Here is a 17,730-nt window from a genome sequence, read left to right as displayed (position 1 = left end):
GTGTATGCTGCCATGGTCAGGCTGATGCTACGCCGACTGGCTGTCCCTACCTGAAATGACTTCTCAGACACCCTCTTACAGGCGCGCTCGACCGACTTGATGTAGATCCGTTGCCCCACCAGATTGATCTGGTTCACCGGATAATGAATTCAGATCACTCAAACTGGCTTATCGCTGACGATGTGGGGTTAGGGAAAACGATTGAAATCGGTCTCTTGCTCGCGGCAAAGAAACGCCGTCGTCAAGCGAGGCGAGTACTGGTAGTTTGCCCGGCGGGCGTAGTACGTCAGTGGCAAGATGAGATGCGGTACAAGTTCAACGAAGACTTCCGCATATACGGGCTGGACTTCAACATCAATCAGCCTTCGCACTGGGCGACGTACGACAAGGTCATTGTATCTATAGATAGAGCAAAGTCCGACAGCCACAGCCCGATTTTCGGCGATTCTGGCGAATGGGATGTGATCGTTTTCGACGAGGCCCATCACCTGAGCAGAATCGAAGGGCAAGCAGTAACACAGCGGTACCAGTTGGCCGAAAGGCTTAAGGACATGACGGACTCCTTCTTGTTCCTGACCGGTACCCCTCACCAGGGGAGAACGCACCAGTTCGTCAATTTGCTACTACTCCTTCGCCCAGATTTGGTTGAGCGGTTTAGGCGGATTTCCAGCGACCCAGCAGTTGTCGCTGAATTGGTACTGCGCAATCGTAAGAGTCTTGTCACCGACGTTAGCGGCAATTTCATCTTTCGTGGGCAAACGACGAACAGAGTAGATGTCCCACTCTCTGAATCTGCGAGAGTGTTTGATGCGCAGTTGCAGTCGTACTTACGCTACGGCTATGCGGCATCTGAGGCGGGTGGTACAACAGGACGCGCCATTGGATTTGTGATGACCACGTATCGCAAGCTTGCGTCATCAAGCATCGCAGCGATAGAGAGGGCGCTGGAGCGCCGTGCCTCACGGCTGCGAGGCGAAAACGAGAGCCGCTTAGTTGATGGCCTAGTTCCTACCCTAGAAGAGATGGAGGAAGCGTTCGAAGAAGGCTTGGATAACGCGGACGATCTCGGAGAGGTGTCTGACACCATTGTCGTTTCCAACATTGGTGCCAACCCTTTCTTTGAAGATGAGCAGAGGCAGATCGCCCAGTTACTTACCACAGCAAAACAAGTAAAGCGGGACGATCTTAAACTCAGAAGATTTCTTTCTGAGATTGTCGATCCAATTTACAGAGCAAACGAACGACTTCTAGTCTTCACTGAATATCGAGCCAATCAGGATTATCTCGTTACAGCGTTGAGAGAGCGCCATCCTGATGGTGGTGTCGCCCAGATCAACGGATCTATGTCTCTGTCCGAAAAGCGGACCAACATTGATACTTTCAACGATACGGCCCAGTTCATGGTCTCAACTGAAGCTGGAGGCGAAGGTATCAACCTGCACGATCGATGTCACATCTTGGTCAACTATGACCTGCCTTGGAATCCTAGCCGACTCGTGCAGCGTGCCGGTAGACTTTATCGTTACGGACAGCAGAAGCGAGTCATTGTCTTTAACCTCACGGCTGAAGATGGATTTGACAACAAGACGCTTAGCATGATGCTAGATAGGGTGGAGAGCATCGCTCAAGATATGGCCGAGGTTGACGACGACTATAGAGATGGACTCGAAACTGAAATCATAGGTGACCTCCTTGAGCGCCTGGATATCGCATCCATCCTGAGTGCAAACCGGTCGATGGACGTCTCTCGCACCGACGCTGAAATTGATGCGGCAATTGAACGCGCGCGGGAAGCGAAACGGCAGCAAGAAAACCTATTCGCACATGTGGAGGGCTATAACCCCCAGGGCAGTTGGACTGGTGAGTGCATTGTATCTCGCCAACCCAAAGAACGAGGCTTCAGCAAGCCTTTTTCAGCAGCCTGTTAGTGGGCGAACCTTGGAAATTCAGCTGCCAGAGGAATTGCGGGGCCGATACTCAGAGTTTCCTCCTCGTGCGACAGTCGTGCGCGTGACAGTGGATCGCCGGATCGCGACACGCAGGCAGAATGTAGTCCCTATGGACTTCGCGAGTCCGTTCTTTAGAGATTTGGTCGATTTCGCCAAGTCGCCCGAATTCAAAGGTGAATATACCAGAATCTTGGGCCCTGAATCGGGTACGCTAACACTTTACAAGATCCGTTGGCAGAATGATCAAGGTGTCCCTCGATGGGAGACTCTTATTCCTGTTTTCCTAAGTGACAGCGCGAAGGGAGCGATTTCTAACCCGGGCTTCTTCGGTAACTTGCTTCGATCTCAGGCCATTGAAAGTGATCTTCCCATTTCAGACAACTTGGACATCAGGCGGAAGAAACTGAAACTGACAGAAGTTCAGGCGAATAGTGAGTTGTCAGATCGTTGCTCGACACTAAGGCATCCAAACGATGTCGTACTGATCGCAGGAGCCGACATTATTGCTGCTGAGTGCCCCCCAGCACTAAGCTACGCTATTGCACCGTGTTGTAGATTCCGGATGTGCAGTAGTATCTTAGTTACATAAGTATCGATTCTTCATTGTCCGTGCGATAGCCATTGGCTATAATGTGCGGCGATCCAACTACTCAGGGAGTATATTCAGATGCCTAAATCGCTTGCCTTCTTCCGTGGACAGATAGTCCCAATCGAAGACGCTCAGGTAAGCGTTATGACTCACGCCCTCCACTACGGCACCGCCGTATTCGAGGGTGTACGCGGCAACTGGAACGAAGAGCAGGGTAAGCTCTACGTATTCCGAATGGCAGAGCACTACGATCGGCTGCTTCAGGGCTGCCGCATGATGCTCATGGACATTCCGTACACAACAGAAGACCTGTGCAACATAACCATAGAGCTGCTGCAGAGCTGCGGGTACAAGCAAGACCTCTACATCAGGCCGCTCGCCTACAAGAGCCAGGAGCTGGTCGCCAACCTCAAGCTCCAGGAACTGGAGAGCGACTTCACCCTGATCGCCGTTCCGTTCGGCAGTTACATCGAGGCCGAGGGCGCGATCCACTGCACGACCTCGTCCTGGAGGCGCATCGACGACACGATCATTCCTCCCAGGGTGAAGATCAGCGGCCACTACGTCAACTCCATCCTCGCCAAGACCGAGGCCACACTGGCCGGGTTCGACGAGGCGATCATGCTGACGACCGGCGGCGATGTGTCCGAAGGATCGGGTGAGAACCTCTTCCTGGTCAACAACGGCCAGATCTTCACTCCGCCTGTCTCCGACAACAACCTCACTGGAATCACGCGAGACTCTGCCATGACCCTCGCCCGCGAGGAGCTCGGCATAGAGGTAGTCGAGCGCAACATACGTCGGAGCGAGTTGTATCTCGCCGACGAGGTGTTCCTGACCGGCACTGCGGCACACGTCACGCCGGTTGGCTCGCTGGACAGGAGGCCTATAGGGGATGGCGGCGTCGGGCCCATCACACAGAAGATCAGCGACACCTACGTCGACCTGATCAGGGGCGGCAACCCCAAGTACCAGGACTGGTGTACTGAGATTCCGCTGGAGTAGGCTCCAGCGCCATCGACGTGTAGCGGCCGGCCTCATCCACCTCTACCGACTATGTTCACCTTTGCGACCGACTACTGTCTTGGCGTATTTGTCTCGACACTGGGCATCCTGCAGCTTGCCTTCTCAGTAGGTGACGTCAGGGGACTGCTGCTATTCAAGTCGCGGCTAATAGCAAGAACTCTGGCGCTGGCGCTAACAGTCTGCGGGTTCGTGCTTTTCTTCTCGACCGGCACGCGCAACATCAACGATTACGAGGGCGGCCTCGATGCCCCGACTCAGGCGCTCTTCTTCTTTTTCGGAGCCTCCGCTGCGGTCGTAGCGACGCTTGTGGTCACGTCTATCGTCAACCACCGGATGCGAGGTCCAGAAGCTGACCCCGAAGCCGGCCTCGACAGCCTGAGAGACACCAACTACGCCCTCTCGCTCGCTCACAGCCTCAGGTACTGGTGGAATTTTTGCCTGAGGCGCTGAACGCTGTGGACACGGACCTGTTCATGCTGATGAATGGCTTCGTCGGAACGGCGCCGTTCATCGACAGAGTCGCCCAGTGGGTTGTCAGCGACTACCTGATGCCAATCGCGCTTGCGCTTATGCTCATCTTCATGTGGTTCATAGATCCGGACCGTGAGCTCAGAGTGCAGCGGCAGCTTGGCGTATTCGTGGCCCTCGCGTCGATGGCGTTGTCCAACTCCGTCGTATTCATCCTCAACCTCTTCTACTTCAGACCAAGGCCATTCGTGGACAACGATGTCTCGCTGCTGTTCTACGAGCCGACGGACTCCTCGTTTCCCTCGAACGCCGTCGCAGCGGTATTCGGACTGGCCTTTGGCATATGGGGAGTCAACCGCAGGCTCGGCTACTTCGCCCTTGCGGCGGCGATACTATATGGCCTGGCGCGAGTGTATGCGGGCGTACACTACCCGCTGGACATTTTCGCTGGGGCTGCTATCGCGGCTCCGGTCACGTACCTCGTCTTCAGGTTGCGCGACCTGCTGATGCCGATCCTGATGATGGCGATCAGGCTAGCTCGGATTTTCAGACTGGCGTAGGTAGTGGAGAGCCTTTGGCGGGAGCGTCCCATTCACGTAGAGGCCGAGCGGTTCGCCGCCGATCAAGTGGACATGGCCGTGAATTTGAGACTGTTGGCCATCGTCACCGAAGTTGGAGACGGTCCTGTAGCCGTTTGGGCAGGACTCGCTCCCGAGTTCGACCGCAATCTGCCCCATGCGAGCCAGCATCTCCCCGCTTACCCATAGCTCCTCCTGGGTCGTAGCTGAACGTCGTACCAGTTCAAGCGGTTCTTGAACACCAGGATGTCAGCCTCTTCGTGGACTACCCTGGAGGGCAGTCGACCCGCGACTATCTCACAGAAGGTGCAGTACTCGGACATCTACCGGCGGTTGCCCCGTCGCGGACGGTGTTCAGGAGTGCCCTGCCTGTTTCCTCCGCGTCGCTTGACGCGGTAGTCCGGCGCGTCCACCCGGATGAGCATCCCGCTCAACTCGTCCCGAATGCGTGAGACGATCGGCCCAGTCGTGTCCAACACGTTAAGGCTGGTGGTGATTACCGTTGGCATACGTTGGTTATGTCGATGCACGACGATCTGGTAGAGCTTTTCGTATGCCCAGTCGCTGCGATATTCAACGCCGAGATCGTCGAGAATCAGCATAGGCGCATTTCTGACCTCGTCGAAGACGCGGTCGTAAGCGACACGGCTGTTGGGGTCGAATGTAAACCTCAGATAGTCCATCAACTCAGGAACAAACGCGAAGAAGACGGGTAATCCTCGTGACAGACGACTTTCCGCGATCGCAACCGACAGGTGGGTCTTGCCCGCGCCAGTCTCGCCGAACAGGGAGAGCCAGCCGTCCGGTGTCTCAGCCCATGCCCTCGCGCTCTCGAACGCATACGTGAGGCTGCGTTGCTGCTCAGCCGAGGCCGAATTGCCGCGGGTGTCGAAGGTATCGAAAGTCATGCGCCCGACCATCTCGGATGGTACGCGTCCCAGGCTGCGGGTTGGTGCAGGACTGTCGCCCCGAATTTCAACCACTCGGCTGAGCGTCGGGCGTGACATTCGACTGGCAATGTAAGGGTCGACGTCGCTCATCTGGGCGGCTGTGGTGACGATTGTCGGAAGCTCCGAGTTAGCACGCCGGTTGAATATCTGCTGCAGCTTCTCCTGCGCCCAGGGTGTGGGACTCTGTGTCCCAAGCCCGTCCAGCACCAGCAGTGGGGCCTCATTGACCTGCTCGAACAGCTCTGAGTATGAGAGTTCGCTCGTTGGCGAATATGTGGACCGCAGGTCGTCGAGCAGGTCGGGTACGTGGACGAAGAAGACGGGACGTCCCTGTTCGATGCAGTGATTGGAGATTGCCGCGGCGAGATGCGTCTTGCCTGAGCCGTGTGGGCCTGTCAGTACCAGCCAGCCCAGTGGCTGTTCAGCGTAGGCGAGTGCAGCCTCGTAGGCAATCCTGTACAGGCGCTTGCTCTCCGGATCGCTGGCGATGCCTTCAGGGTCCGCAGAGCCGAAAGTCAGCCTGGAGAGCGACCCAAGGTTTGAGTAGCGGCGCAGCCTGGTTGACCGCTCGCTGAGGTCGATATCTGCCTGGCACTGACAGGGCTCTACCTTCCCGAAGTCCGCGTGTCCGACCGGAGCTTCGACCGCAAGCCACAGCCTTCCGTCGCAGACCGGACAGACGTCTTCGGCAGGCTCATCAGGCGGGAGACTTCCGGTGCTGTCGCCGTTGACAGAACGGTTCTCCCGCATTCTCTTTAGGATGTCCCCGAGGTTCTCCATAGCCTCAACCTTAGTGACTCGACGTAGCTGGCGTCGAGCGACAGAAACGGTCTGTCTAGTATCTCCCCGCCATTCGTGGAGTTCCGCCAACGTCCCTTGGCCCTCTGCCCTCCAGCTCCCAGCGTTCGAGAATCCGCGAGATGTAACGCCAGCTTCGCTTGTTCTGCACAACGGCCTCTTCGATGGCGTCCTCGATCCACTCTTCGGGATACATCTCCTCGGCTTCGAGCAGCGCGTCCGCAATCATGGGACTCATCATACCGATGTTCTGCTCGTACATCTCGAAGACATTCGGACGCTCAACGGACGGATCCGGCGGCTCCTGGTGCGTCTCAGACCAGGGTGGAGGCTGCGAGGCGGCCTTCTCCAGCGCCGTTCTGTCAAACTCGGAGTTCAGCCCGAATATGGGCTGGCGCCTGCCGTCAGCGTTGACGATTGCGAAGGCGAGAGTTCCTCTTCGCACCGCGTTTCCCAGCGCCTTCTCGATCAGCTCAGCAGGTTGTGTTTCACCCTCCACCGGAATCGCTCGCAGGAGACTCTCATCGGCCTGAAGTTCCTGGAGGGTGACGAACCTCGGATAACCCCTCTTCTGGCTGAGCAGTGCGACTGCCCTCAGCGTGCACTTGAGCTCCGCCATGTCGTCTATCTGGGCGAGCAGCGACCCGAGCAGCGGCGCGGGCACCGGTACTCTGTGTACCCTCCGTGGAAAGCCTGGGTAGGGCTCCGTCTGCTTCTGCTTTGGCGTCAGTGGAGAATCCTCACGTCCCCACGTACTCCATGGCACGCGCTGGGCTTGTTTCCGCAAGCGGCTCGAATCGCACCCGGTCGTTGCGGAAGTATAGCGGCACTGTCCCGACCGGTCCGTTCCGGTGCTTGGATACGATGATCTCCGCGATATTTTCGGGGTACGGGTCCGTGGGGGACTTACGCTCCCAGTCCTCTCGCGAGGTGTACTGGTCCTCACGATGAATGAATGCCACCACGTCGGCGTCCTGCTCGATCGAGCCGGATTCTCGAAGGTCGGACAGCAGCGGCCTGTGGTTCGGCCTCTGCTCGATTGCCCTGCTCAACTGGGAACAGGCCATTACCGGGATGTCCAACTCGCGGGCAAGCGCCTTCAGTGAGCGCGATACCTCGCCCAGTGCGACCGCGCGATTGTCGTTTCTGCCGACGTCCACAAGCTGCAGGTAGTCGATGATCAGCAGGTCGAGTCCGCTCTCCTGCTGAAGCCGGCGAGCCTTGCTTCGCAGCTCCATGGCCGACTGGAACGGAGTCTCGTCCACGTAGATCTGCAGGTCGGACAGCAGCCCGACGGCATCGAGAACTCGCACCTCCTCGTCCTCGCGGATCAGGTTCATGCGCAGCCTGTGGCTGTCGATGTCGGCCTCGGACGCCAGGAGCCTCGCCGCGATCTGTTCGCCGCTCATCTCCAGGCTGAACAGCGCGGCCGAGTAGCCCTGGTCCGCCGCGTTGCGTGCCATGTTGAGCGCGAGCGTGCTCTTTCCAAGGCTGGGTCTTGCCGCGAGGATGATCAAGTCAGAGCGCTGTAGCCCGCCGCCGAGAAGCTCGTCGAGGCTGGGGAACCCTGTCACTACCGGAGCAAGCGAGACTCTGGAGGGGTCGTGCAGCGCACCTGTCTCCTCCATGTAGTTGTCGAGGTACTGGCGGATGTGGGTGAAGCCCTTGTCGTTCCGCCCGCTGCGGATGCCGAAGACCACCTCTTCGGCCCTGTCGAGCACAGGTTCGACCTCGGGTCCGCCATCGTAACCAAGCTCGGCAATCTCTCCGCCGGCGCGGATGACGTGCCTGAGAATCGACGCCTCACGCACGATGTTGGCGTAGTGCTCGATGTGGAACGACGTGGGTACGGTCGACACGAGCCGGGCTAGGTACTCGGCCCCGCCAACCTGCTCAAGCGCACCCTCCTCGGTGGAGGAGATCTCGTGCGCTACGGAGATCTGGTCGATCGCGCCGTTTCTCTCGTACAGCGCGATGCACGCCTCAAAGCACTTGCGGTTGCGCTGGCTGTAGAAGTCGGTCGGTCTGAGAATACTGGTGACGCGCGCAATCGACTCGCCGTCGATCAGTATGGAGCCGATTACCGACTCCTCGGCGCCAATATCATGGGGTTGAAGACGGTCGCTAACCACGGCTGCCTCCGCACGGTGGATCGATACTCTACCCGGCGGGGCTGGTGACCTCGCGAATCGGGGTCAGGCTTGTCAGCCCTCCTCCTCTTCGTCGTCCGGGTATTCTTCCTCTTCGTAGTCTTCGTCTTCTTCGAGTGCCTCGGCTTCCGCCGCTGCGGCTGCTGCAGCCTCTTCGGCGGCCCTTAGCGACTCCACGTAGGCCTCCGGCGTCGTGCCGGTCGGGTAGACCAGCACTGAGACTCCCGCCTGCACATCGGGGTGGAGGTCCAGGGAGAGGTCGAATTCGCCAAGGTCTCTAATCGGCTCGCTCAGGGTAACCGTGCGGCGGTCGATCTCCTTCTCGGTCAACTCGGCCAGTCTCGCCGCAATGATCGCAGCAGTGACCGACCCGTACAGCCGACCCGTGCTCCCTGCACGCATCTCGACGTTGATCTGGCTTCCGTCCAGCTCAGCCGCCAGCTCCTTCATATCCTCGAGCTGTCTGACCCGGGTGACCTGGGCCTGTCGCTGCAGCTTCGCGATGCGCTGAAGCGCATTGTGCGTGGCCGGAGTCGCCAGGCTCTTCGGTATCAGGTAGTTGCGGGCAAAGCCGTTTTTAACCTCTTTTACATCGCCGCCCTGGGCTACGCCGGGCACATCTTCCAAGAATACGACTCGCATGGCAAGGTTACCTCAGGAAACTATTCGGGGATTTCGCCGGATGGCCAACTGTACTATTGTGCCACAGAGTCGTACCAGTTGAGTATAAGAACATTTGTCCCGAATGGTATCACAGCTTTGCGGGAAGGGCAAAGTGGGTCTGGGGCAGAGTTTGAGCAGAAACCAGCGTACCGGGACAAATCCTAGTATCATGGGCAGACAGAAACGCCTGAGAGTGAATCCACGGAGACAGCGGACATTTGACTGACGAGTACGAGCTAGTAGCCGACGAGCCCGGATTTAGTCATGCCATTTCGAAGATTTCCAAGGCTCGGAGAATAGGCTTGGACCTCGAGTCCAATGGCTTTTTCAGATATCCCGAGCAGGTCTGCCTCGTCCAGATCTCCACACCGCGTGATGTGTTCGTGATCGATCCGCTCGCGCTCGAAGACATGAAGCCACTGGGCAGCGTACTGGCGACGAGGAAGGTCGAGACGGTCCTGCACGCTGGCAGCCACGATGTGCTCAGCCTGGACCGCGACTGGGGCATGCACATCGAGAATATGTTCGACACGAACATCGCGGCGGCTTTCGTTGGGATGTCTCGCCTCGGACTGGCCAACGTGCTCGAAGAAGAGCTTGGCGTCGACATCCCCAAGGAGAAGCGCATTCAGAGGTCTGACTGGAGCAACCGTCCGCTCAGTCAGAAGGCCCTCGACTACGCTGCCAACGATGTTCGCTACCTGCACGAACTCAGGGAAGCTCTGGGGAAGCGACTGCGGAAGCTCGGTCGTGAGGACTGGGTGAAAGAGGAGTGCCAGCGACTCTCCGCGACCCGCTACGATCCTCCTGACCCGGATATGGCCGTGTTCAACGTCAAGGGCTGGCGCAGCCTCGACGATCAGGGTCTTGCGATACTCCAGTCGCTCGTGGACTTCCGTGAGGACCACGCAGTCAGGATGGGGAGGCCGCACTTCAGGGTGATACCTGATATGGCTCTGATCACGCTGGCTGACAAGCCCAACTCCGATCTGAGCCGGGTGCGCGGACTTGGCAACTTCTCTCGCGGGAGCATGGCAAGAGGAATCCGTAAGGCAATCGCTGAAGGGCAGTCGTCCAAGCCGCCCAAACGCCCCGCTCAGCCGCGACAGCCGCGGATACCAAGAGGCCAGCGCGAGGCATTCAGCAGTCGTCTCGCCAAGCTAAAGCAATGGCGCATCGCTCGGGGTAAGGACCTGTCGCTCGATCCGGCGCTGATTTGGCCGATGAGGAGCCTACAGCGTATCGCGCGCGCCCCCGACAAGTTGGAGTCGGAGATGCAAGACCCTGACGTCCGTCGCTGGCAGCGAAAGGAGTTCGGAAAGTCGCTGCGCCGCGCGCTCGCGTAACTGGCCTGAAGCAAAAGAGATCATCATGAGGCCGACGCCCGTTTAGGACGTCGGCCTCGTACTTTAGTTTACTCTTCCAGTGCGGCGACCACCGACTGCGGGTTCATCGGCAGGTTGTTCAGCCTGACTCCTGTCGCGTCGTGGATCGCGTTGGCCAGCGCCGCCAGCGGTGGAGCGATGTTCGCCTCGCCGACGCCCCTGACACCGAACGGGTGGCCGGGGTTGCCGACCTCGACGATCAACGTGTCGATCATTGGCAGGTCGAGGCTCGTAGGCATCCGGTAGTCGAGAAGGCTGGTGTTCATCATGGAGCCATCGTCGCCCATGTAGTACTCCTCGTTGAGGGCCCAGCCGATGCCCTGTACGGCACCGCCCTGGATCTGCCCTTCCACGTAGGAGGGGTGTATGGCGAATCCGGCGTCCTGGATCGCGGTGTACCGGAGGATCTCCACCTTGCCGGTACCGGGATCGACCTCCACGTCGACGATGTTCGCGGCGTAGGAGCCGCCAGAGCCGCCAGGGTTCATGTTTGCGCGTCCAACCACGGGTCCGCCGGTCTCTGGAAGCCTGCTGGTTATATCCTTGAACGACATTCGCAGCTCGGAGTCCGACTTGTGCTGGAGCATACCGTCGACGTACTCGACGTTATCAGGGTCGGTGTCCCACAGTAGCGAGGCGCGGACGATTAGCTGCTGGCGTACATCCATGGCAGCCTCGTGCGCGGCCCATCCCGACTTGAATGCGACTCCGCTGCCGCCGGTAACCGATGTGTAGCCGATGGTGTCGGTGTCGCCTATGGACGGGTTGACGTCTTCGACCGGGACACCGAGAACCTCGGCGAACTGCTGCGCGATTGCCGTGCGGGAGCCGCCAATGTCCACGGAGCCTTCAATCAGGCTGACCGTGCCATCCTGTAGCACGTTCGCGACCACGCACGCCATGCCGGTGTTGTTGCGGCAGAAGCCCATGCTCCAGCCACGACCTCGCATCTTGCCCTCGACCTGCTCAAGAGGCGCAGCCATGTGGGAATGTTCCCTGACGGCCTGCATGACCTCTTCGGCCCCGATGAGGCCGTTCATCACGCCGTCAGCGCGCCGGTCGCCCTGTCGAGCGACGTTGAGAAGGCGAAGCTCCACGGAGTCTATGTTGAGAGCGTTTGCGATCTCATCCAGTATCGACTCGGTGCAGTACATCACGATCGGGGCGCCGGGAGCGCGGTAGGCTTGCGTGCGCGGCTTGTTGGAGACGACGTCGAAGCCGTCGATGCGCACGTTATCGATTGCGTAAGGGGAGAAGACGGCTGAGGCAGCGCCCGAAAGAGGCGCGCCGGGGAAGGCCCCGGCCTCCAGGGCAACCCAGCAGTAAGCTGCGGTGATCTTGCCCTCGTTCGTGACACCCATCTTCAGCCGCACCAGCGCGCCAGAAGTCGGGCCGGTCGCGAGTAGGACTTCAGTGCGGTCCATGACCATCTTCACCGGATGCCCGCTCAGCTTGGACAGCATCGCTGCGACCGGCTCCAGGTATGGGGGAATCTTTCCACCGAAGCCGCCGCCGATCTCCAGAGGCACTACCTTGACCTGCGACACCGGCTTACCGAGAATGCGGGCGATGTTGTCCCTGACACCGAAGTGGCCCTGGCTTGAGCACCACACGGTCAGGCGGCCGTCCGGCGCCCACCACGCGGTCGCGTTCTGAGGCTCGATGTATCCTTGGTGGACTGTCTTCGTGGTGTACTCACGCTCGAAGATGTGGTCTGCTTCCTCGAAGCCTGCCTCGAGGTCACCAAAGTCGTACACCTCCTGCGAGGCGACGTTCACGCCTCCGGGAAGGTCAGGGTTGTTCGACCAGGTGTCGTGAAGGGCTACGGCATCCTCGGCCATTGCCTCCTGAACGTCTCTGTACGCCGGAAGAGGCTCATACTCGACCTCGATCAGGGCGAGTATCTCCTCTGCGGCGTGCGGGCTGGATGCTGCCACGGCTGCGATTGCATGGCCTTTGTACAACGCCTTGTCCCTCGCCAGGATGTTGTCCTGGGGCATCTGTCCCAGGACAGCCGCCGGGCCCACAGGGTCTGACGGTGGGAAGATCGACGCTGTCACGACAGCCTTCGCCTCTGGATGGGCCTCAGCCTTCGAGGTGTCGATGCTCTTGATCCTCGCGTGGGCGTGTGGTGAGCGCAGCACTTTGCCGTAGAGCATTCCGGGCAGGTTCATGTCCGCGCCATAGACGGCGCGTCCAGTCACCTTGTCCACTCCGTCATGCCTGATTGGTCTTGTGCCGACTACCTTGTACTCGCGCGTTGCCGTTGTCATGTGTCGTACCTCTTAGGAAGTGTTTAAGAGTGTTTTTAGCACCGCTGGTATCCTACCATACAGCGCAGCGACACATGATATGGGGGCATTCGAGGGCCGACTTCAGCCCTGGTTCTCCTCGAAATCCAGCACGTAGCCAGCCTCGTGACGGGTTCCTGCTGTTACCGGCGACACGACAATCACGATCTCGCCGCCGTCGCCCGGGGTTGTCAGACTCATCCAGCCGGAGTTGCTGGCGTCCAGAGGCATCTGTGAAACGGTATATTCGCCGTCAGGCGTGGAAGTAACCACCTGGACGATGAAGTCCTGAGCGAGCTTGTGGCCGGCCATGCTGAATCCTTCGGCCTGCCATTCGGAATCGGCGCTTGCAGAGCCGAGTTCAGCGATGGATACACCGTCTATCAACATCCCGTCGAGGTAGACAGCGTCGTCTGTGACGTACTCGAACCTCACGAGCACAGGGCCACCGGTGAACTCGGTGAGATCTATCGACTCCCGCTTCCACTCGCGGCTCTCCCCGGTGTATCCAGAACCGTAACCGTTGCCGCTGGGGTTGTCGTTGGTAGTGTGCGCGCCCTCAAGGATGTACCAGGTCTCTCCGCCGTCGTCCGATACCTGGACGTATCCGTAGTCCCAGCCCTCTTCGATCTCGTGCCAGACCTGGTACTCGAGTGTCGCCCTGTCGAGGCCTGTGAGGTCGAACTCGCGCGTCAGCTTGGTGTCGATGCCGTCGCCGCGCCCGCTCCACCAGCAGGTGGGTCCCTGTGGGCAGTCGGTCCCAACCTGGCGGACCTCGGTGTCACCGTGGAAGGTGATTGTCCCGGACTCGGCATCGGTATCCACGCGGAAGTATCTCGCCGAGTACTGGGGCAGGCTGTCGGGCCTGCCATCACCTGCGGCTAGTCGCCGGACTGGGCCTATGCCTACTCTCCGATCGAGGTAGCCATAGCGCTCGTCTTCGGCGTCCAGGTAGTTGGCGACGACCCAGTCGGCAAACACCTGGTGCCAGGTGAGGTCGTGTTCACTCAGGAACGATCTGACCCCGGCAATCCCGTCGAGGGGCTCATTCACCAGTTCAACAAGGTTTTCGACCCCTCCGACCCTCTGCCCAACGTAGGTGAAGAACAGCGCGGCTGCCCCGTAGTGAGGGTATGTGGAACGCGGAGAGTCTGGCCAGTAGTTGAGCTGTGTATCCGGACGACGCATGAACGCACGCGGCGACTGCACACTGTACCCGGCCAACTGGGTCGCGACTTCAGACAGTCCCTCGTTGACCCAGGACTCCTCTCCGACGTCCTTGTCGAAGTGGGCGGCATGTTGAAGCTCGTGGGCGATGATGGCCAGATGGGTGTCGACTCCATGCTGTGCGGCACGGCTGTCCAGGTAGATGATCTCGCTCTCGTTGCTATGAGGGTGTACCTCGGACGGGAACGAGTCCTTCGACCCGAAGTACCCGGCTGCTCCGTCCAGAACAGCATGGATGATGAACAGGCGCGGATCTCCGTCGAGGCCGGGACTGGCGATGTCTCCCAGGGTCCCTACTACTGCGGGCCTTACCTGATGCTCGTAGACGCTTGCGGCCTGGGCCAGGTCGTCCCGAGCCAATGTTACGCCATCCTCAACGAACCAGTAGGCGTTATCGCTGACCACCTGCAGCGTCGCGGTGATGAGTCGCGGGGAGCCGTCTTCGAGGTTTGTAATCGTGAAGTCTCGCTGGTCACCCACTGACATGGGAGGGGTTGATCCTGCCTCCGAAACGCTGGATTTAGCTCCCCGCAACCGGACTGCGAGCTCGGCGAGGTCCCGGTCCGGCAGGTCAACCTCGTTCAGCACGACTCGATCAGGCAGCACGGGCGCCACCTTCACAGGGATCACGGGGTTCGAAGGGGTTGTCAAACTCTGAGTGACAGAGGACTCAACGGCCTTTGGCGTGACCTTGGCTGAAGACACCGTAGGCGGGACTTGCGGCTCGGGTACTGGCGTCGCTTCTGCCCTGACTGTCTGAATGTCCGAAGCTACTGTTGGCTCCGGCAGCGCGGGCTCGGTGCTGCCGGTATTTCCGCAGCCGGCCATTGCCAAGGCGGCTGTGATGAGTGCGACTGCGCTGGCGGCAGCCCACATGACAGGTCGAATTCGTGTACGTCTCATATCTGCGGCGTTGCTCCTCGTACAGGATACAACGCCCCAGGTCACGATCGGGTTGTGATACGAGAGTCTCAGGCTCTCGGAATCGCCGTTCCCGGCGTGGTCATTCTGAGACTGTACACGGAGGTGTTAGCCGTGAAGAACATCGTCCTGTTGTCAGACCCGCCCCATCCGCAGTTTGCCGGGTACTCGGGCAGCCTGATGATGCCAATTAGCTCCCCGCTTGGGTCAAACACCCAGCAGCCGTCCGGGCCGGTGCAGTAGACCCTGCATTCCACGTCCACCTTCATGCCGTCGGGTACGCCGTTGGTCGCGGTCTCAGACGGCATATCCGCGAAGTGTCTGATGCCTCGCACGTCTCCGCTGTCATCCAGGTCGAACGCGAGGATGTACTGACCTGGCCGAGTATTCGCGACGTACAGCACGCTTTCGTCGGGCGAGAATGCGAGTCCGTTTGGATATCCGAAGCCGGGTACAGTCATGTCCACCGTGCCGTCCGGCCTGATCCTGTGGACGCTGTTGTACTGCATATCGACCTGCGATGGCTCAAGACGCTCCCTGCCCGGGTTGGTGAAGTACAAGCTGCCGTCCGAATTGCCCACGACGTCGTTCGGGCGGTTCAGCCTCTGACCGTTCCAGGAGTCCGCGAGAACGGTGTAGGAGCCGTCATCCTCCCGCCGCGTGACCCTCCGGTTGATCATCTCGCAGACCACGAGCCTGCCCTGCGAGTCGAACGTCATGCCATTGGATTCGCCGCTGTCCTCACGGAACAGCTCCGGCTCTCCTCCTGGTTCCAGCCTGTATATGCGGCTCGTGCGGATGTCCACGAACAGTAGGTAGCCGTCCGGGTGCCACACAGGCCCCTCCGTAAACTGGAAACCGGTGGCCAGCTTTTCGGGCTCAGATGATTCAACGATTTCAGCGAGTCGGTCCGGCATAATAGGTGCTCCTGTTTTTCCAATTGGGCTCGAGTTTCCGGCCACTACTCCTCCCGGAATATCTCGTCGCCGCGGTTCAGGCGGACTGCGATATTGAAAGTCTGGTTGACCGACCTCGGCGTCGGGTAGTGGGCCGCAAGGAACCTGGACATGCCCACCAGCACGTGCCGTGCCGAATCGGTGCCCCTGCGAAGCTCATACTGCTTGATAGCGGCGTCGACGATCTGGAAGTGGTGGAAGGTCGAGTCCTCTCGGAGCATTGCGTGTGCAAGGACGGATAGAACGCTGTCCGGGTCGTCCAAACCGGCGACGTAGTCCGTCACCAGCCTCGCCGACTGCTCGACCTGCTGCTGCGAGTTCATGGTGTCCAGAATTTCCTGTCCGATGTCTTCCGAGGATCCCACCCCGTTGGGTTCCGGCAATCGCTGCGCTGGCATGTTCAGGAACCTGTCGAGATAGACGCTGATGGCCGTGTCGAACGCTGCGCGGAGCAGTTCTACGGACGGCGCCCGGAGCAACGCCTGATGCAGTGCATTCGCCGCTGTCAGGGTATTGTGAACGGTGTCCCAGTCGCCAAACTCGTTCGACGTGTGGAAGCGCGCCATCCTGAGGAACGCCGCGTACGCGACCGCGCTGCCGATCTGCTCGGCAGTGGCGCCGACCCTCACGGCCTCCTTTAATGCATCGAGCGTGTCAGCCGGATCATCTTCCAGAATGGTTGCAACGAGTGACTCCTCATCGTGCCTCTTTACGTGCCCAGCTTTAAGCTGGCCACGACTTGCCTTGCCCTCGGCCCACAGGTCGGGCAGCGCCGCTCTCGCCTCCTGGACCATCGATACAAGATCGATGGGGTTGCGCCACGAGTTGAGCTCCTCGCTCCTGCGAGCGGTCGCCATGCCGTGGACGAGGCTTGTCAGCACCAGGCTGGCGTGCTCCCAGCCGATGTGATCGAGAAGCTCGAACGCCTTGTTGCAAAAGTCGACCACGTGCCCTGCGTCTATGTAGACCCTGTCGGTTGCTGCGGCGAAGATCATGTCTGCAATCTCTCGCTGCGAGATGCCGAGGTCGATTGCCGTTCTGAGGCAGCGTTCCGCGCCCTCGTCGTCCCGGACTTCGATGAAGTCGCGGAACCACTGCTTGAACACTTCCGGCCTTGTCTCACCTGTCGGTAGAGGATCGACCAGGAACCTTGGAGGTCTTCCTGCGCACTCCGATGCCACATGCCTGATCCCCTGGTAGAGCGCCAGTGAGCGGTCGTCCTGATTGAGGTGATCGAGCATGTTGGCGGAGCAGGTCATCATGCTCATCGCCTGCCCCCAGCCGCTGTCTGAGTACGTCGTGCCGAACTCAGCGCCGATGGTCAGCGGTACGCGATAGTCAGCGTCGGCGGAGTTGAGCCCGAGCACCGACTTGGCTATCACCAGCCGGATGTTGTGCTCCATGCCGTCTTCGAGCCGGCGGGACCATCGCGGGACAGGATCGGTCTCGGGCGGACTAGGATCGACCCATACTTCACCATCAACGACCGACACCGGGAAAGAGCGGGCATCGTCGGCAAACGGGTCGAATGTTCCGCCGCTGGACAGATCGAATCTCGCGTGGTGCCAGTGGCAGGTCAGGATGCCGTTGCTGACCGTGCCCCTGTCCAGAGGGAACCCCATGTGCGGACAGCGGTTGTCCACGGCGGCGAAATCATCGCCCCAGGGAAACACCGCCATGGTGTGACCGCCGCCGGTAACAACTCTGCATCCGCGCTCCCGGACTTCCTCCACCGTCCCGACTCTCAGCAGCTTCTCAGTAGCTAAAGTCATGTTACCC

At 59.7% G+C, this 17,730-nt stretch carries 14 protein-coding genes; 6 read left to right on the top strand and 8 right to left on the bottom strand.

Features of this window, described 5'->3' with window-relative positions:
• Positions 1-143: 143 nt before the first annotated feature.
• The 5 genes from J4G14_06660 (at position 144) to J4G14_06640 (ending at position 4,799) form a co-directional block, all read left to right on the top strand.
• Positions 144-1,928 carry a DEAD/DEAH box helicase family protein gene (locus tag J4G14_06660; GenBank protein MCE2457481.1) on the top strand — a complete coding sequence of 595 codons (1,785 nt, stop codon included), beginning with the start codon at positions 144-146 and terminating at the stop codon, positions 1,926-1,928.
• Between the two features lie 688 nt (positions 1,929-2,616).
• A complete protein-coding gene (locus J4G14_06655; GenBank protein MCE2457480.1) occupies positions 2,617-3,543 on the top strand; it encodes a branched-chain amino acid transaminase in 927 nt (308 codons plus the stop codon).
• A gap of 51 nt (positions 3,544-3,594) precedes the next feature.
• Positions 3,595-4,014: a hypothetical protein gene (locus J4G14_06650; protein MCE2457479.1), complete on the top strand. Its 420-nt coding sequence runs from the start codon at positions 3,595-3,597 to the stop codon at positions 4,012-4,014.
• Positions 3,999-4,592, top strand: coding sequence for a phosphatase PAP2 family protein (locus J4G14_06645; protein MCE2457478.1), 594 nt, complete (start codon positions 3,999-4,001; stop codon positions 4,590-4,592). The genes J4G14_06650 and J4G14_06645 overlap by 16 nt, the downstream gene beginning before the upstream one ends.
• Before the next feature lie 3 nt (positions 4,593-4,595).
• Positions 4,596-4,799: a hypothetical protein gene (locus J4G14_06640; protein MCE2457477.1), complete on the top strand. Its 204-nt coding sequence runs from the start codon at positions 4,596-4,598 to the stop codon at positions 4,797-4,799.
• 134 nt (positions 4,800-4,933) lie between these two features.
• On the opposite strand, the gene J4G14_06635 is transcribed toward J4G14_06640, so the two are convergent.
• The 4 genes from J4G14_06635 to rplI all read right to left on the bottom strand — a co-directional run bounded on the left by J4G14_06635 (position 4,934) and on the right by rplI (position 9,150).
• Positions 4,934-6,340 carry an ATP-binding protein gene (locus tag J4G14_06635; GenBank protein MCE2457476.1) on the bottom strand — a complete coding sequence of 469 codons (1,407 nt, stop codon included), beginning with the start codon at positions 6,338-6,340 and terminating at the stop codon, positions 4,934-4,936.
• Between the two features lie 55 nt (positions 6,341-6,395).
• Positions 6,396-7,022: a DnaD domain protein gene (locus tag J4G14_06630; GenBank protein ID MCE2457475.1), complete on the bottom strand. Its 627-nt coding sequence runs from the start codon at positions 7,020-7,022 to the stop codon at positions 6,396-6,398.
• A gap of 76 nt (positions 7,023-7,098) precedes the next feature.
• Positions 7,099-8,490, bottom strand: a complete 1,392-nt coding sequence (dnaB, locus tag J4G14_06625; GenBank protein MCE2457474.1) for a replicative DNA helicase — start codon at positions 8,488-8,490, stop codon at positions 7,099-7,101.
• 72 nt (positions 8,491-8,562) lie between these two features.
• On the bottom strand, positions 8,563-9,150 hold the full coding sequence (gene rplI / locus J4G14_06620) for a 50S ribosomal protein L9 (protein ID MCE2457473.1): 588 nt from the start codon (positions 9,148-9,150) through the stop codon (positions 8,563-8,565).
• Between the two features lie 239 nt (positions 9,151-9,389).
• Between rplI and J4G14_06615 the strand changes: the two genes are divergently transcribed.
• Positions 9,390-10,517, top strand: coding sequence for a hypothetical protein (locus J4G14_06615; GenBank protein ID MCE2457472.1), 1,128 nt, complete (start codon positions 9,390-9,392; stop codon positions 10,515-10,517).
• 68 nt (positions 10,518-10,585) lie between these two features.
• Here J4G14_06615 and J4G14_06610 read toward each other — a convergent pair whose 3' ends face one another.
• The 4 genes from J4G14_06610 to J4G14_06595 form a co-directional block, all read right to left on the bottom strand.
• Positions 10,586-12,829, bottom strand: a complete 2,244-nt coding sequence (locus J4G14_06610) for a xanthine dehydrogenase family protein molybdopterin-binding subunit (protein ID MCE2457471.1) — start codon at positions 12,827-12,829, stop codon at positions 10,586-10,588.
• Between the two features lie 102 nt (positions 12,830-12,931).
• Positions 12,932-14,977: an immune inhibitor A gene (locus J4G14_06605; GenBank protein MCE2457470.1), complete on the bottom strand. Its 2,046-nt coding sequence runs from the start codon at positions 14,975-14,977 to the stop codon at positions 12,932-12,934.
• 68 nt (positions 14,978-15,045) lie between these two features.
• Complete coding sequence (locus J4G14_06600) at positions 15,046-15,912, bottom strand: SMP-30/gluconolactonase/LRE family protein (GenBank protein ID MCE2457469.1); 867 nt, start codon at positions 15,910-15,912, stop codon at positions 15,046-15,048.
• 44 nt (positions 15,913-15,956) lie between these two features.
• Complete coding sequence (locus J4G14_06595) at positions 15,957-17,723, bottom strand: Rieske 2Fe-2S domain-containing protein (GenBank protein ID MCE2457468.1); 1,767 nt, start codon at positions 17,721-17,723, stop codon at positions 15,957-15,959.
• Positions 17,724-17,730: the final 7 nt, after the last annotated feature.

It is taken from the genome of Dehalococcoidia bacterium, assembly GCA_021295915.1.
Lineage (GTDB): Bacteria > Chloroflexota > Dehalococcoidia > Lucifugimonadales > UBA1123 > VXRN01.
The sequence above is the reverse complement of the archived record's forward strand: the minus strand, read 5'-3'. Positions and strand labels throughout refer to the sequence as shown.

What these genes read in the sequence shown, in the direction of transcription:
- J4G14_06610 (MCE2457471.1), bottom strand. Translation starts at nt 12,829, where the DNA reads ATGACAACGGCAACGCGCGAGTACAAGGTAGTCGGCACAAGACCAATC.
- J4G14_06660 (MCE2457481.1), top strand. Translation starts at nt 144, where the DNA reads ATGAATTCAGATCACTCAAACTGGCTTATCGCTGACGATGTGGGGTTA.
- J4G14_06655 (MCE2457480.1), top strand. Translation starts at nt 2,617, where the DNA reads ATGCCTAAATCGCTTGCCTTCTTCCGTGGACAGATAGTCCCAATCGAA.
- J4G14_06650 (MCE2457479.1), top strand. Translation starts at nt 3,595, where the DNA reads ATGTTCACCTTTGCGACCGACTACTGTCTTGGCGTATTTGTCTCGACA.
- J4G14_06595 (MCE2457468.1), bottom strand. Translation starts at nt 17,723, where the DNA reads ATGACTTTAGCTACTGAGAAGCTGCTGAGAGTCGGGACGGTGGAGGAA.
- J4G14_06600 (MCE2457469.1), bottom strand. Translation starts at nt 15,912, where the DNA reads ATGCCGGACCGACTCGCTGAAATCGTTGAATCATCTGAGCCCGAAAAG.
- rplI (MCE2457473.1), bottom strand. Translation starts at nt 9,150, where the DNA reads ATGCGAGTCGTATTCTTGGAAGATGTGCCCGGCGTAGCCCAGGGCGGC.
- J4G14_06635 (MCE2457476.1), bottom strand. Translation starts at nt 6,340, where the DNA reads ATGGAGAACCTCGGGGACATCCTAAAGAGAATGCGGGAGAACCGTTCT.
- J4G14_06605 (MCE2457470.1), bottom strand. Translation starts at nt 14,977, where the DNA reads ATGAGACGTACACGAATTCGACCTGTCATGTGGGCTGCCGCCAGCGCA.